Origin of the sequence: Roseateles sp., from assembly GCF_039595595.1 — a bacterium.
GTDB lineage: Bacteria > Pseudomonadota > Gammaproteobacteria > Burkholderiales > Burkholderiaceae_C > Roseateles.
Window position 1 is genome coordinate 76,172 of sequence record NZ_JBCNLG010000015.1, and the last position, 14,633, is coordinate 90,804.

Below are 14,633 nucleotides of genomic sequence, written 5' to 3' on the forward strand. Positions count from 1 at the left end.
GCAGCGCGAGAACGCCGTCGCCGTGCCGCCTCGCGGCGGGCAGGCGGTGGCGCTGGATGGTTTGGGCAAGGCCTTCGGCGATCGGGCGGTGCTGCAGGGCATTGACCTGCGCATCGCGCCGGGCGAGTTCGTCGCCATCATCGGCCGCAGCGGCTGCGGCAAGAGCACGCTGCTGAGGTTGCTGGCCGGGCTCGAGTCGCCGAGCCAGGGGGCGCTCCACGCGGGCCCTGCGGCGCACGCGCGCTTCATGTTCCAGGACGCGCGGCTGCTGCCGTGGGCGCGGGTGCTCGACAACGTGGCGCTCGGACTCGACGGCGCAACGGCCGATGCGCAGGCGCGCGAGGCGCTCGCGCAGGTGGGGCTGGCGGATCGCGCGGGCGAATGGCCGGCGCGCCTGTCCGGCGGCCAGCGGCAACGCGTGGCGCTGGCGCGGGCGCTGGTGCATGCGCCGCGGCTGCTGTTGCTGGACGAGCCGCTCGGCGCGCTGGATGCGCTGACGCGCATCGACATGCAGCGCCTGATCGAGACGCTGTGGACGCGGCATCGCTTCACGGCGCTGCTGGTGACGCACGACGTCGCCGAGGCGGTGGCGCTGGCTGACCGCGTGCTGCTGATCGAGGACGGCCGGCTGGCGCTCGACCTGCGCGTGGATCTGCCGCGTCCGAGGCGCCGCGACGCGGCCTTCGCGGCGCTGGAGCAGCGCCTGCTCGACCGCGTGCTGAGCACGCCGGGCCGTGAGCCCGAGGAATCCAAGGCGCGCCTCGTGGAGCCGGTGCCGGCCCCGATGCTGCGCTGGGCGGTGTAGCCGCCCGCACCAGGTGTTGCGCGGGCCTTCGGCAGGGAGGGGCTGGGGGGCTCTCAACCGCCGAAGGCCTCGCGCAGCCTTCTGTGCCGCTCAAGCGCAAGGTGCAGCGGCCGCAGACGCGGACGCAGGCGCTGGACGAGGGCCTGGCGGACGGGCCCTGGGACTTGAGCGAAGCGCTGTGCGTGCAGGCGCTCGCACGTGGCGCTGGATGAGCCCGGGCCCGCGTTACTCCAGGAAGTCGATCGCGTCGATCGAGAACGAGGGGCTCAGGTACCCCGTCGACGGGCTGCCGCCCGCGACCTTGATCGTCAGCGTGTTGGTGCCCGCGACCAGCGCGCTCGCGGGAATGGCGAACGTGAAGGTCTTGTTGTTGCCGCGATAGGTTCCCACCGTCAACGAGCGCGTCGTGGGCTGCTCCGAGGCGGCCGGGATGCTCGACGACCAGCCGTTGACTTCGATCGCCGGGCGGCCGTGGGCGAAGGCCGTCGTGATGCCGATGCGCAGCGTGGCATCGCGCAGCTGGGCGCGGCTGAGGTTGAAGCGCACGATCTGCCGGTCGTTCACGTCACGCCAGAGATACGCGGGAAAGCTGCTCGCCTCCGAGCTGCCGACGGTGAAGACGCCGGGCGACCAATCGGCCATGCGCACGTCGGAGGGGTGCATCACCGTCACCTTGGCGCCGTTCAGCAGCTCCGTCGGCGCGCCATCCCAGCGGCCGATGCGCCAGACCGGCGTATCGGCTTCCGGGTCCTCGTCGATCGCGACCGCGTGCAGCGAGGTGACGTCGCCCGCGGTGACCTGGACCTGCGTCTTGGCGACCGCCAGCTCGTTCTTGTAGACCGTCATCACATAGGAGCCGGGCAGCATGCCGGTGGCGCGGAACGCGCCCTGATGCGCCATGTCGGCCGTGGCCCAGTACTGCGCGAGGTGATTCGAGAACCCCACGGTGTAGTCATAGCCCGGCACCGTGCCGCTCAACGCCATGCCGCAGACGCCGCCGCGTCCCGACGCCGGCACGTAGCCCTGCATGCCCATCAGCGAGAACCAGCGCGTGTCCGGCGCGGCGGGCGCGCTGCCGTCGGTGAACATCAGCGTGTAGGTGTCGAGCACGCCGAGACGGAAGGGCTCGGTCTGGCTCTCGCCGTAGTTGACGATGTAGGTCAGCTCGTTGTCTTCGGTCGTGATCTGGTTCAGCAGCGACCGATAGAACGGACCGCCCGAGCCGCCTTCCTGGCTGTCGCGATGGATCCAGAGACCGGCGGTGCCGCCGCGATTGCGGCCGCCGAAGTAGGTCCAGTCCTTGAGCCGCATGTTGGCGTAGTGCTTGGAACGGGTCTGGCCGGCCCAGCGGCTGCTGCTGGGGAAGCCGAAGACGTCTCTGGCCTCGACGGCCTTGTCGGCGCCGCGGCGGTCCTGCGGCCAGCTGTCGTTGGACGCCAGCCCGCCGGGCACGCCGGCGCTGGGGCCATTGGGCAACGCGCCGATGGGCACGCGCACGATGTAGCGGACCATCCCCAGCGTGTCGGGCTCCTCGGTGAAATAGGTGGCCATGTAGACACGAGGCTCGCCCGACTTGATCAGGTAGTAGTGCTTGAGGACGCCGCCCTTGGCGCTGCGGCTGGTCACCGTGACCTTGATGTACTCGCCGCCGCCGAGCGTGCCGTTCTGCGCCGTCGAGGCGGGCTGCGCGATGCCGGCGGCGGAGAGCATCTCGGCCGAGACGCTCACGCCCGGGGCATTGCTGTAGAGCCCGTGGAATCCGGAGTTCAGTTGCGAGCCGCGCGTCTGGTCCTGGTACTGCACGCCATTGAAGACCAGGCTGGAGATGTCGCCGGCGGACTGCGTGTGGGCGCCGGTCTCATAAGCGCGGATCTTGAGGACGAGGCCGGCGTTGGTGTCGATCTCGTACTGGACCTTGGACGGGTGACCGCCGTCCCAGCGTGTGGTGAGGCTGAAGGCCGCCATCGCGGCATGTGGCACGGCCACGGCGGCGGTGACGAGGGCTAGGCGCGCCAACTGCGCGCGCCAGTTCCTGAGGGGGGACATGAGGGCTCCTGGGAAACGCGGCCGGTGCTCGCGCCGCGGCGAGCGGAACCAGCCAGGGGTGCGCAAATTCTCAGAGGCAGGCGTGGGGGCTGTCCTCTCGATTCCCTCACCGCGGATCGCCATCACAACGCGATGCCCCAGCACCAGCCGCAGTAGGCGTCCATCACGTAGACGACGGCCCTGGCGGGAAGGTCGGCCCGGTTCATCGCTGGCGCCGTCGATTGCCCGCTCACCACTTCATCTCGCCCTTGGCGACCTTGGCGCCGATGTCCAGCGCGATGCCCAGGCCGGCGCTCGGATAAGCGGCCTTCATCGCGCCGATCAGCTCGGCGCTGTTGTTGGCCTTCTTCAGCTCCGCGTCCCAGCGCTGCAGGTAAGCCTGGGTGTAGGCCACCTGCGAGACATCCCGCGCCGAGCCCGGCGCCGAATGGCCCGGCACCACCACCGCCGGCTGCAGCGCGGCGATGTCGCTGAGCTTCTTCGACCAGGCGGCGCGGTCCTCGGGGCTGGCGGCGTCGGCGGTCCAGACATGCAGGCCGGCGAAGACGTTGACGCCGCCGACCACCGCCTTGATCGACGGAATCCACACGTAGCTGCGATGCGGCAGCCGGTCATCCAGGCCGCGGATCTCCAGCGTCTGGCCTTCCAGCGTCAGCGTGTTGCCGGTCAGCGGCTCGGGCAGGCTCACCCCCTTGGGGGCATTGGCGCCCATCTTGGGCGGCCAGAAGGCGAGCTTGGCGGGCAGTGTCGCCTCGATCTTCCTGATCGTCGGCGCGGTGGCCACGACCTTGGCCTCCGGGAAGAAGGACTTCAGCACGTCGATGCCGAAGTAGTAGTCCGGGTCGGGCTGGCTGATGTAGATGGTCTTGAGCGTCTTGTGGCTGTCCAGGACCATGGCCGCGATGCGCAGCGCGTCGGCACGCGTGAAGCCGGCATCCAGCAGCACGGCATCGGTCTTCCCGGTCACCAGCACCGAGTTGACGTTGAAGCTGTCAGCGTCGGCTTGATAGACCTGGAGGCTCAGCGGGGCCGGCGGGGTCTGGGCCTCGGCGGAGGCGGCGGTGACGGTCAGCGTGGTCACGGCGGCCACGTGGGTGAGGGTGCGGACGAGGGACATTCGGTTCTCCGGTGAGGGCAGGGATCTGCCATGGAGAGAACTCTATTGATTACCCAATCGTCGATAAACTCCATTTTGATTGAATATTTGTCTACTGAATCGAGCAGATCATGGACCGTCTCACCGCGATGCGGGTGTTCGTGGAGATCGTGGACCGCGGCAGCGTCAGCGCTGCGGCCGAGGCGCTGGACATGTCGCGCGCGATGGCCAGCCGCTACCTCGAAGGGCTCGAGGACTGGCTCGGCGCGAGGCTGCTGCATCGCACGACGCGCCGGCTGGCGCTGACCGACGCCGGACAGCACGCGCTGGCGAGTTGCCGCGAGATGGTGGGCCTGGCCGAGGACGTGGTCGCCCAGGCGGGGCATGGCGCCGCGCAGGCACAGGGGCGGCTGAGGCTGACCTCGTCGCCGTCGTTCGCGACGGCCCAACTGGCGGCAGCGATGGTGGACTTCCAGCAGCGGCATCCCAAGGTCGAGATCGATCTGGTGATGGTCGATCGCACGGTCGATCTCGTGCAGGACCGCATCGATCTGGCGATCCGGTTGAGCAACCGCGTCGATGAAGGTCTGGTGGCGCGCCGGCTCGCGCTCTGCCATTCGGTGCTTTGCGCGTCGCCGGCCTATCTCGCGCGCGCCAGCGCGCCGCAGACGCCTGACGATCTTCGCGGACACCAATGCCTGATCCACACCACCGGCTTCGCGCCGGAGTACCGGCTGCTGCGCGGCGGCGAGGCGGTGACGGTGCCGGTGGGCGGGGCCATCACGGCCAACGAGACGGCGGTGATCCGCGCCGCCGTACTGGCCGGCGCGGGCATCGCCATGCTGCCGACCTACTTCGTGGGCGAGGACCTGGCGCAAGGCTCATTGCTGCGCGTGCTGCCGGAATACGCGCTCGAGCCGCTGGACATCCAGGCTGTCTACCTGTCACGGCGCCATCAGCCGATGCCGCTGCGGCTGCTCATCGAGTTCCTTGCGGAGCGGTTTGGCGGGGAGGTGGCGCCGTGGGACAGAGAGACCCAGTCGCTCATTCACGCATGAATGTGGTTCATGAAATTTTGAATTAATACCGTTTTACTTCATGGACTTGAGTTTCTACGCTTGCGCCCTTCGCAGTTCCCATCTCGAAAGAGCGCTTTCCCATGACCAAGATCCACAACCTCGGTTTCCCCCGTATCGGCGCCAAGCGCGAATTGAAGTTCGGCCTTGAGGCCTACTGGAAAGGCCAGAGCGGCCGCGATGAACTCAAGGCCCTGGGCGCGCGGTTGCGCGCGCGGCATTGGGCCGATCAGCAGGCGCTGGACCTGGTGCCGGTGGGCGATTTCTCGTTCTACGACCAGGTGCTGGACATGAGCTTCACGCTGGGCAACCTGCCGCGGCGCGTGCGCGACTTCCATGGCGATCCGCTCGACAACTACTTCCGCGTCGCTCGGGGCCGCTCGGCCGAGAGCGCCGAGGCCCACGCCCAGTGCTGCGGCGGCGTCGCGGCCGGCGAGATGACCAAGTGGTTCGACACCAACTACCACTTCATCGTGCCGGAGTTCGACGCGGCGACGAGCTTCTCGCTCGACGCCTCGCGCCTGCTGGAGCAACTGGCCGAAGCCAAGGCGCAAGGCGTCAAGGCCAAGCCGGTGATCGTCGGTCCGGTGACCTATCTGGCGCTCGGCAAGGTCAAGGATGAATCGGACAAGCTGGCCCTGTTGCCGAAGCTACTGCCCGTGTACGCCGAGTTGCTGAGGACGCTGGCCGGGGAGGGCGTCGAATGGGTGCAGATCGACGAGCCCATCCTCGTCACCGAGCTGGAGGCCGGATGGGATCAGGCCTTCCAGACCGCCTACGCGGCGCTGTCGGGCAACGGCGTGAAGCTGCTGCTGGCCACCTACTTCGGCCAGCTCAAGGAGAACCTGCCGCTGGTCGCCGGCCTGCCGGTGCAGGGCGTGCACCTGGACGCGATCAATGCGCGTGACGAGGTGGCTGCGCTCATCGCGGCGCTGCCGGAAGACTGCGTGGTCTCGCTGGGCGTCATCAACGGCCGCAACATCTGGAAGTCCGATCTGGACAGCGTGCTCGACTGGCTGGAGCCGGTTGCGAAACAGCTCGGCGACCGCCTGTGGATCGCGCCGTCGTGCTCGCTGCTGCATGTGCCGGTCGACCTGGCGAGCGAGCAGAAGCTCGATGGCGAGGTGAAGTCCTGGCTCGCCTTCGCGCTGCAGAAGCTGGCGGAGCTCGACGTGCTGGCGCGGGCGCTGAAGGGTGGCCGCGTCTCGGTCGAGGCGGAACTGGCGGCCAATCGTCAGGCGGTGACCGCTCGCCGCAAGTCGCCGCGCGTGAACAAGCTCGCCGTCAAGGCGGCCGTCGCCGCGATCGATGCCAGGCTCGGACAGCGCCAGACCGCGTATGCGGTGCGCGCGTCCAAGCAGGCCGCGCTGCTGAAGCTGCCGGCCTTCCCCACGACGACGATCGGCTCCTTCCCGCAGACCGGCGAGATCCGCCATGCCCGCAGCGAGTACAAGGCCGGGCGCCTCGACGAGGCCGGCTACCGCGCTGCGATGCGCGCCGAGATCGCGCGCAGTGTCGAGGAGCAGGAGGCGCTGGGGCTGGACGTCTTCGTGCATGGCGAGGCCGAGCGCAACGACATGGTCGAGTACTTCGGCGAGCAGCTCGATGGCTACGCGTTCAGCCAGTTCGGCTGGGTGCAGAGCTACGGCTCGCGCTGCGTCAAGCCGCCGATCCTGTTCGGCGACATCAGCCGCCCGAAGGCGATGACGGTCGAATGGATCCAGTACGCGCAGTCGCTGACGAGCAAGCCGATGAAGGGCATGCTGACCGGCCCGGTGACGATCCTGAACTGGTCCTTCGTGCGTGACGATCAGCCGCGGTCGGTGTCGTGCCGGCAGCTGGCGCTGGCGATCCGCCAGGAGGTGCTGGACCTGGAGCGGGCCGGCGTGCGCGTGATCCAGATCGACGAGGCCGCGCTGCGCGAGGGCCTGCCGCTGCGGCGCGCGCAGTGGAAGGAGTATCTCGACTGGGCCGTCGAGTGCTTCCGCATCACGGCCAACGGCGTGAAGGACGAGACGCAGATCCACACGCACATGTGCTACTCGGAGTTCAACGACATCATCGCGTCGATCGCGGACATGGACGCGGACGTGATCACGATCGAGACCTCGCGCTCGGACATGGAGCTGCTGGATGCGTTCGACAGCTTCAACTACCCCAACGAGATCGGGCCGGGCGTGTATGACATCCACTCGCCCAACATCCCGACGCAGGCGCACATCGTCGACCTGATGAAGAAGGCGGCGCAGCGCATTCCGGCCGAGCGGCTGTGGGTGAACCCGGACTGCGGACTGAAGACCCGTCAATGGGGCGAGGTGATCCCGGCGCTGACCAACATGGTGGCCGCGGCGAGGACCTTGCGGCAGGGCGTCTGATCGACTCAGTTCGAGGCAGGGGCGGCCGGGCCGTACATGACGTCGGAGCGCAAGACGTACTTGTGTCCTTCGATCACCTGGCAGCCTTCGTGCCAGGTGTCATGGAGGAAGAGCAAGGCCTGGCCCGTCTCGGGCTGGACGACGAAGTCGCGGAAGTCGGTCGCACCTCCCTGGAAATCGTCGTTCAGATAGACGAGCAGGGTCAGTTTGCTGACCCGCCCGTCCTCTCGCCAAGGTCCATCCTTGTGCATCTTGAAGCGCTGTCCGGGAGAGTACCGGTAGAAGCGCAAGGCCCTCGGCAGCCCGAGGGCCTCTTCGCCGTGGACGACCGGAAGCGGCAGTGAGCGCAGGCCCTGCCACAGGCGCTCGACCCAGTGGGGGTGCTCGACCAAGGCCTTGTCGTTGTTGCGGATCGTCTGCATGAATCGTTCGCCCTGGTCGGTGCGAACGGCTGCGGCCACGAAGGTGTTCCGCTGGGCGATCTGGATGAGCTCCCTGCACTCCGACTCGGAGAGAAAGCCTGTCACGCTGAACGCGCGATCACTGTGCGCATGAATCTTCATCGGCCCTGGAGGATCACTGAAACGCGCCGAGGGTATCAGGCTGCTTTCCCGCCCGCTCGGCGTGGTCCCCGCCGCCTACTTCCTCGCCTTCGCCTCCAGCGTGAAGTACGCGGCGGCCGCGATCACCAGGGGGGCGAGGTAGTACAGCGCCCGGTACGCGATCAGCGCCGCGAGCACCTTGCCCGGACCGAGCGCCGGCCCCAGCAGCGCGACGAACACCCCCTCCAGCACGCCCAGCCCCGCCGGCACATGCGTGACCACACCGGCCACCGCCGCGACCAGCAGCACCGCCAGCGTGTGTCCGTAGTCCACGCGCTGCTGCAGCAGCACCCACAGCACCGCGCCCATCGTCAGCCAGTTGGCGCTCGAGATCGCGAGCTGCATCAGCGCGAGGCGCAGGCTCGGCACGAAGAACTCGTGGCCCCTGAGCGTGAGCTCGCGCCTGCGGGCGAAGGCGCACAGCGCCAGGTAGCCCGCGACGAGCACCCACATCAGCGCGCCCAAGCCGCGCAGCGCGGTGCCGCCGATCTTCCAGTCCGGCGGCGGTGAGAGCCATCCGAACAGGAACAGCCCGCCCGCCAGCAAGCCGTAGCCGAGCCAGTTGGACGCCATGCTCAGCGCCAGGATCTTCGTCGGCACGGGATGCTTCAGGCCCTCTCGGGCATACAGCCGCAGCCGCATGCCGATGCCGCCGACCAGCGAGCCGAGATTGAGATTGAACGCGTAGCTGATGAAGGTGATCAGCATCACCCGCCGCGCAGGCACCTCGTGACGCGCCCACTGCTTGCCGATGAGGTCATAGCCGCTGTAGATCAGATGGCTGAGCGCGCACAGCGCCGCGCCGGCCGCCAGCGCGCTCGCCGGCAGTTGCCGCAGCGCGCCGCTGACATCGTCCCAGTCGACCTTGTGCGCCGCCCAGGCGAGCAGCGCCACCACGGCCACCGCGAAGACCGCGCTCAGCCATCGGCTCCAGCGCCGGCCGCCGCGGCGCGCCGCATCGCCGCTGGCGTCGCGAGGGGCGGGTGGCGTCACTCCGCGGGTTCCTCGCTCAATCGTTTCTCGGTGTGCCATTGCCAGGCCTGTGCGGGCGGGGACTGCGGCGCGCTCACCACCACCGGGGTCTGCGCCACCGGCATCAGCGGCTGCGTCGCCCGGGGCAGCCGCGCCAGCCAGCGCGGGAAGTGCCGCATCACGTGGAAGACCAGCGCGCCCACGCCCAGCCGCCACCACCAGCGCCGCGACGCGGTCTCCTCGATCGTCAGCAGGCGGCACTGGTCGCGCATCAGCGGCTGCAGCTTCCCGCGCAGCGCGCGGTTGAAGGCGCGATCCTCGACGATCAGGTTGGCCTCGAGGTTCAGCGACAGGCTGAGCGGGTCCAGGTTGCTCGATCCCACCGTCGCCCACGCGTCGTCGACCAGCGCGACCTTGCCGTGCATGGGACGCTCGCAGTACTCGTGGATGTGCACGCCTGATCGCATCAACTGGCCATAGACCATGCGCGCGGCCCATCGCGCCCAGGCGATGTCGGGCTGTCCCTGCAGGATCAGGTGGACGTCGACGCCGCGCCGGGCCGCCCGCTGCATGCTCCGCAGCAGCAGGAAGCCGGGGAAGAAATAGGCGTTGGCGATGATCACCTCGCGCTTGGCCGCGTGCAGCGCGAGGCGGTACATGCGCTCGATGTCGTCGCGGTGCCGGTGGTTGTCGCGCACGACGACCACGGCTTTCGCATGGCCGGCGGGCGAGGGCGTCGCGGTGACACCCGGCGGCGGTGCGCGGGGCGCCGTGGGGCGGCTCGGCCACCAGTGGCGATGCGCCGCCGAGAGCGTCTCGACCGTTGCGTGCCGAAGCTGCGCGACCACGGGTCCACGCACGCGCACGGCGTAGTCCTGCTTGGCTTCGGGGCCGTAGTCGATCAGGTGATCGGCCGAGAAGTTGATGCCGCCGATGAAGCCCGTCTCGCCATCGACGACGACGATCTTGCGATGCAGCCGCCTGAAGGGGCGCAGCCGCCGCGACAGACGCGGTGGCGGATCGAAGACGTGCAGCCGCACGCCCGCGTCGGTGAGCCCGCGCACGAAGTCCTCCGACAGCATCGGCGATCCGAAGCCGTCCACCGTCATGTCGACGCGCACGCCGCGCCGCGCCGCGGCGATCAGCACTTCGCGCAGGGCCAGGCCGATCTTGTCTTCGAAGAGGATGAAGGTCTCGATCAGCACCTCGTGCCGCGCGGCCTCGATCGCCTCGAAGACGGCGGGGAAGAACTCCTCGCCGTTCTCGAGCAGCGCGAGCTGGTTGCCGCCGGTCCAGTGCGGGCGCCTCATAGCCGGATCTCCGCGGCCAGCGGCGCATGGTCGGAGAGGTGGGACCACGGCTGGCGCGGCAGCACGATGGGATGTTCAACCGACGCGCCGCGCACGTAGATGCGGTCCAGCGGCAGCAGCGGGAAGCGCGCAGGAAAGGTCCGCGCGGCGGCGCCGTAGGCCTTCACGAAAACCTCCCCCAGACCCGCGCAGCGGCTGAGCATGCGATGGGCGCGCTGACGCCAGTCATTGAAGTCGCCCGCGACGATCACCGGATCGTCCGGCGGCAGGCTGTCGATGAGCTGGCAGAGGCGCTCGCACTGGCGCTGGCGGTGCGACTCGCGCAGGCCGAGGTGGACGCAGATGGCATGCAGTTCGCGGCCGTCGGCGACCTTCAGCACGCTGTGCAGCAGGCCGCGGCGCTCGGGGCCCTCGACCGAGACATCGTGGTTGGTGTGATGGGCGATCGCGAACTTCGAGAGCAGCGCGTTGCCGTGGTGCCCCTGCGGATAGACCGCGTTGCGGCCATAGGCGAAATCGCTCCAGAGGCTTTCCGCGAGGAATTCGTAGTGGGGTGTCTGCGGCCAGGTCGGGACGCGGGCGGCATGGAGTTCATGCTCGCCGAGGACTTCCTGCAGGAACACCACGTCGGCCGACACGGCGCGTACCGCTTCGCGCAATTCGTGCAGGATGAAGCGGCGGTTGAAGAAGCCGAAGCCCTTGTGCAGATTGACGGTGAGGACGGTGACCTTCATGGGCTGCCATAGCGGCAAGCCCTGTGCCTGTCAGGGGCTCTGGGCCGGCGTGCGGCTCAGAGGTCCTCGGTGCCGAGCATCATGGGGCCGATGCACAGGACCCCGAAGGTGAGGGCGAACGCGCCCACGAGAATCGCGCCGATCAGTTCAAGCATGGGGTGCTCCTGGAAGGCGGTTGGCCGCATGGCGGCGGACTCCCGGCTCCCCGGGCGCGAGGCCCGGAACGCCGGGTGGGAGCGATCAATACTAGACCTGTCCCGGCGGGCGCCGCAATCGCGGGAAGCGGTGACCCACCGCTGATTCGGGGGATTCGCGGCGGCGTTTGCGGAGTCGTGCCGGGCGTGCTCGCCCTGATCCCGGGAGGAAGCCAACGCCGCTGGAGGCGGAGGCAGCCATCCGGGTGGCGACAAAGGGGGGCTTCACCGATCTGCTACGACCAGACGCGCAAAGGGCTTCTTGGCATGACGACAAGGCGGTGGGGCTTGGTCATCGAGAGGGACGGCAAAGACGTATTCAATCCGGCGTTGATGTGGGACTCGAAACTAAAGTGCAACTCTTGATCGGTGTTGCTCCTGAGTTATCGCTTTGTGGCGAGTCGACGGACAGCTGGGTATATTGCTAGCGTGGAGTTATGGTATGCGGGTGGGGAAACTGCGATGAAACGTCAGGTATTGGCTCAACTCCGACACTGGATCATGGTCCTTGGTATAGAGCCGGTGAGACTGGGCGGGCCAAAGCCAAGGTCAGGTCACCGCCTACCGCAGTCGCATGTGCGGAGGGGGGATTGTTACCCGCCGTGAACCGATGCCTTGTTCGTGATTGGAGCAAGGCCGCACCGCCAAGCGAATGAGTTACTAGAACGGAATGTCGTCGTCGAAATCGAAATCCTCATAGCGGGGAACTGCGTCGAGTCGCGTATGAAGATTGGCGAAGACAACCCTTTGTTTTTCAACAGGCGCGCTGCGAAGGAGACGCAGAAAGGCAAGGAGCGTCCACGTCTGGAATCCTTTGGTCTTGTAATGGAACGCACCGGCTAAAATCGTTCTAAGAATGGGTGCGCAGTCCGGGGCTTGTGGTTCCAGCATGCAGTTGCGGTAAGCTGCTTCGAGTTGCGCCCTGATTACGTCGAGATCAGTTGTGTACCTCGTTCCGCGCTTAATTTTGCTGACATGCGAAATTACCGCGTTGGCAAAGTGTAGATACGCCTCGTGCTCCTCTTTAGAGAAGTCGATGTCGTCGGCGCGCTTGATCAGCAACTCATTTGTCGCGTCTGCGAAGGAGCCAATGCGTTCGACTGGATCTCGCTTGCACATTTTCTCAAGAAGTGCGGAATGCTTAAATTCCTCTATGCCAAGATCCTGAATTAGCTTTTCGAAAAGTTTGCCAACGAAGTACACCTCAGTAGATTTATCGTAAGTGTCGATCGAGAATTCGTTCGGAGGTTCACACCACCAGTTAAGGCTGATGCTCTTGTCGTAATCTGTGCTGGCTTGAATCCGCTTGCCAAAGCCAAGATCTATGATCTTGACGATCCCGTCCTGGCGGACGAGAAGGTTGCCGGGCCGGATGTCGCGATGGAGGATGCTGCACTGCTCCAAGTGAGTAAAGCCGTCTAATGCTTGTCGAAAGACGTCATTAATGGCCTCGGGTTGCGTGCGGAGATGCTCTTCAATATTCATCCCGTCGATGTACTCCATCAGAATGTACCCGGCGTGTTTGTCGGGGTAGACGAAATAGTTGAACACCCTGACGACATTGTGATGATTTACTTCGTGAAGGAGTTTGATTTCACGAAGGAAGTTGGCGTAAAGCTCTTGCTTCAATAGATTCGAAGACGGTGCATATTTCTTGCATACAAGCAGTCTATCGATCAGATCGTCGCGAAGTAGTACTGTTTCGCCACAGGCACCCCGGCCCAATGGCTTCACAAGAACGTAATCCTTGCGACGAAGAAAAGGGATTACCGTTCCAGCAGCCAAGTTGGTCGTCATATTGCCTCGTGCAAAGTCTTCTGGTTGAGCGCAGTCGTGAAGTAGGCTGATTCGGGATTCTGACAGAATGTAGCCATTCCCTGGTGAAAGGCGATGGGCACCTGACATGTTGTAGCTCGGGACCAGCTCACCAGTCCCCGGAGTCGACTCACTCGTTCCAGATTCCGGTGAGCATGCACGAGGGACCATTGGCCCTCCGTGTGCGCCGCTAGCTGTTGTGTCGGTTTCCCAGTCCGGCGTGGTACCACCCGGCAGGCACCAAGCAGCACATCGCTTCGTTCCACGCAGGGCGGAATTTGGGTGAGGTCGCCACGGTCTCAGCGCCCGCGTTGTTGCTTGTTCTTGCGCAAGGTGCGGGATACCATGCCGGTCGCTAGGGCGTGCTGTAATCGTCGCCGAACTGGGTCAGTGGCGGGTATGCCGGTGCGGGAAGCTTGTGCAAGAATCGACCCAGGCGCCTGGGCCTAACCCGTTCTCGGATTAAAGCAGACATGCAGAGTGGGCCTACGGGTTTCCTCTCAGGTCGATGCGTAATCGGGAAGCATGGATAATAAATGGAGCGCCGCATGGCCGCTACGTCCCTTTGCGAAATCCCTCCTGATACCCCAAGAACTGTCTCGCGATATGACCACAATTGAAGACTTGGCGGGGCTTGGTAAGGCCACCGAGAAGTTATTGGATGTCGTAGCGAAAGGGATCGGTGTTCTCTACAAGCCACGGGCGATTCGAGCCGAAGCCGAAGCTCGCGCATACGAAATTCGAGTGCTCGGTGAGGCTAACATCCATATCGAGCGGACCAAATCGGAATGTCAACTTGCTGCGGCCATCAACTCGAAGATTCAAATGGCCGACGCCGAGCAGCAACTTGCTGAGCGCGCTCGGATGAGGCTAGTTCAAACTGAGCTTCAGCGCCAGCGCAACGTCGAGGCAATCGTCCATTTGGCTCTGGAGGACCCGCCTAAGATTGTGGCAGATGACCCTGTTAATTCGGATTGGACGCGCACTCTTTTTCGCTTGGGGCAAGAGGTTTCTGACGCTACGATGCAGAAGCTCTGGGCTAGCGTCTTAAATGCTGAGGTGGCGAAGCCTGGTAGCTTCTCCATTCGTTCGCTACAGACGCTGGCGACGCTCAGCAGAGACGAAATTGAGGCGTTTCAAAGGCTTTGTAGCCTCAGTAATGGAAGTGGTAATGTGCTGACCCCGGTGCAGACGGGCTTGGCAGATTTTGTCGAGCGACGCCATCAATGGTTCTTGCCATGGGGGCTTTCAGATACGGCACTGGAGCTCTTGCAGGAGACGGGACTGCTGGCGGAGGGTGTAAACATTTTTGCGAGTGCTAAGTTGTCCCCCCAAGCTTCGTCGCCGACTGATCCGCTGTCACTTAGGTTGGCTTTCCCTGGCTGTATGGCGGTATTCACCTGCATAGAGAAAAAGCGGCGCGAGCTGATTCTATGCAGCATGAAGCTGACGTCCGTCGGTCGGGAACTCAGGCGGCTTGCCCCAGCCACATTCGACCGTTCATATCTGACTACTCTGGCTGCCGCATATGACGTTTCACTTCGTCTTGAGTGATTGATCAGCGGTGATGTGGGTGAGAGGGCTAACAGGCTGCTGAAATACAGCCTC

Annotated in this window: 12 protein-coding genes; 5 read left to right on the top strand and 7 right to left on the bottom strand. The window is 65.7% G+C overall.

Features of this window, described 5'->3' with window-relative positions; translation table 11 throughout:
* Nucleotides 1-22 precede the first annotated feature (22 nt).
* Both ABDW61_RS17605 and ABDW61_RS17610 read left to right on the top strand, forming a co-directional pair.
* A complete protein-coding gene (locus tag ABDW61_RS17605; protein WP_343640554.1) occupies nt 23-805 on the top strand; it encodes an ATP-binding cassette domain-containing protein in 783 nt (260 codons plus the stop codon).
* Nucleotides 806-888: 83 nt separating this feature from the next.
* Complete coding sequence (locus ABDW61_RS17610) at nt 889-1,017, top strand: hypothetical protein (RefSeq protein WP_343640487.1); 129 nt, start codon at nt 889-891, stop codon at nt 1,015-1,017.
* A gap of 13 nt (nt 1,018-1,030) precedes the next feature.
* On the opposite strand, the gene ABDW61_RS17615 is transcribed toward ABDW61_RS17610, so the two are convergent.
* Together ABDW61_RS17615 and ABDW61_RS17620 are read right to left on the bottom strand one after the other, a co-directional pair.
* Nucleotides 1,031-2,851, bottom strand: a complete 1,821-nt coding sequence (locus ABDW61_RS17615; RefSeq protein WP_343640488.1) for a rhamnogalacturonan lyase B N-terminal domain-containing protein — start codon at nt 2,849-2,851, stop codon at nt 1,031-1,033.
* A 229-nt stretch (nt 2,852-3,080) separates the two neighbouring features.
* Nucleotides 3,081-3,968 carry an MBL fold metallo-hydrolase gene (locus tag ABDW61_RS17620; RefSeq protein ID WP_343640490.1) on the bottom strand — a complete coding sequence of 296 codons (888 nt, stop codon included), beginning with the start codon at nt 3,966-3,968 and terminating at the stop codon, nt 3,081-3,083.
* A gap of 110 nt (nt 3,969-4,078) precedes the next feature.
* Here ABDW61_RS17620 and ABDW61_RS17625 point away from each other — a divergent pair, with 110 nt between their 5' ends.
* Together ABDW61_RS17625 and metE are read left to right on the top strand one after the other, a co-directional pair.
* A complete protein-coding gene (locus ABDW61_RS17625) occupies nt 4,079-5,005 on the top strand; it encodes a LysR family transcriptional regulator (protein WP_343640492.1) in 927 nt (308 codons plus the stop codon).
* 101 nt (nt 5,006-5,106) lie between these two features.
* Entirely contained in the window at nt 5,107-7,398 is a 2,292-nt protein-coding gene (gene metE / locus ABDW61_RS17630; protein WP_343640494.1) for a 5-methyltetrahydropteroyltriglutamate--homocysteine S-methyltransferase, read from the top strand.
* A gap of 5 nt (nt 7,399-7,403) precedes the next feature.
* Here metE and ABDW61_RS17635 read toward each other — a convergent pair whose 3' ends face one another.
* The 5 genes from ABDW61_RS17635 to ABDW61_RS17655 form a co-directional block, all read right to left on the bottom strand.
* Nucleotides 7,404-7,961 (bottom strand): 2OG-Fe(II) oxygenase, encoded by a 558-nt coding sequence (locus tag ABDW61_RS17635; protein ID WP_343640495.1) that lies wholly within the window; start codon nt 7,959-7,961, stop codon nt 7,404-7,406.
* Nucleotides 7,962-8,036: 75 nt separating this feature from the next.
* Complete coding sequence (locus tag ABDW61_RS17640; protein ID WP_343640497.1) at nt 8,037-8,993, bottom strand: lysylphosphatidylglycerol synthase domain-containing protein; 957 nt, start codon at nt 8,991-8,993, stop codon at nt 8,037-8,039.
* A complete protein-coding gene (gene clsB / locus ABDW61_RS17645) occupies nt 8,990-10,282 on the bottom strand; it encodes a cardiolipin synthase ClsB (RefSeq protein WP_343640498.1) in 1,293 nt (430 codons plus the stop codon). The genes ABDW61_RS17640 and clsB overlap by 4 nt, the downstream gene beginning before the upstream one ends.
* Nucleotides 10,279-11,016 (bottom strand): endonuclease/exonuclease/phosphatase family protein, encoded by a 738-nt coding sequence (locus tag ABDW61_RS17650; protein ID WP_343640499.1) that lies wholly within the window; start codon nt 11,014-11,016, stop codon nt 10,279-10,281. Before ABDW61_RS17650 ends, clsB begins: the two co-directional genes overlap by 4 nt.
* A gap of 854 nt (nt 11,017-11,870) precedes the next feature.
* Entirely contained in the window at nt 11,871-13,007 is a 1,137-nt protein-coding gene (locus ABDW61_RS17655; RefSeq protein ID WP_343640501.1) for a protein kinase family protein, read from the bottom strand.
* Between the two features lie 624 nt (nt 13,008-13,631).
* On the opposite strand from ABDW61_RS17655, the gene ABDW61_RS17660 reads away from it, so the two are divergent.
* Nucleotides 13,632-14,579: a DUF2806 domain-containing protein gene (locus ABDW61_RS17660; protein WP_343640503.1), complete on the top strand. Its 948-nt coding sequence runs from the start codon at nt 13,632-13,634 to the stop codon at nt 14,577-14,579.
* Nucleotides 14,580-14,633 lie beyond the last annotated feature (54 nt).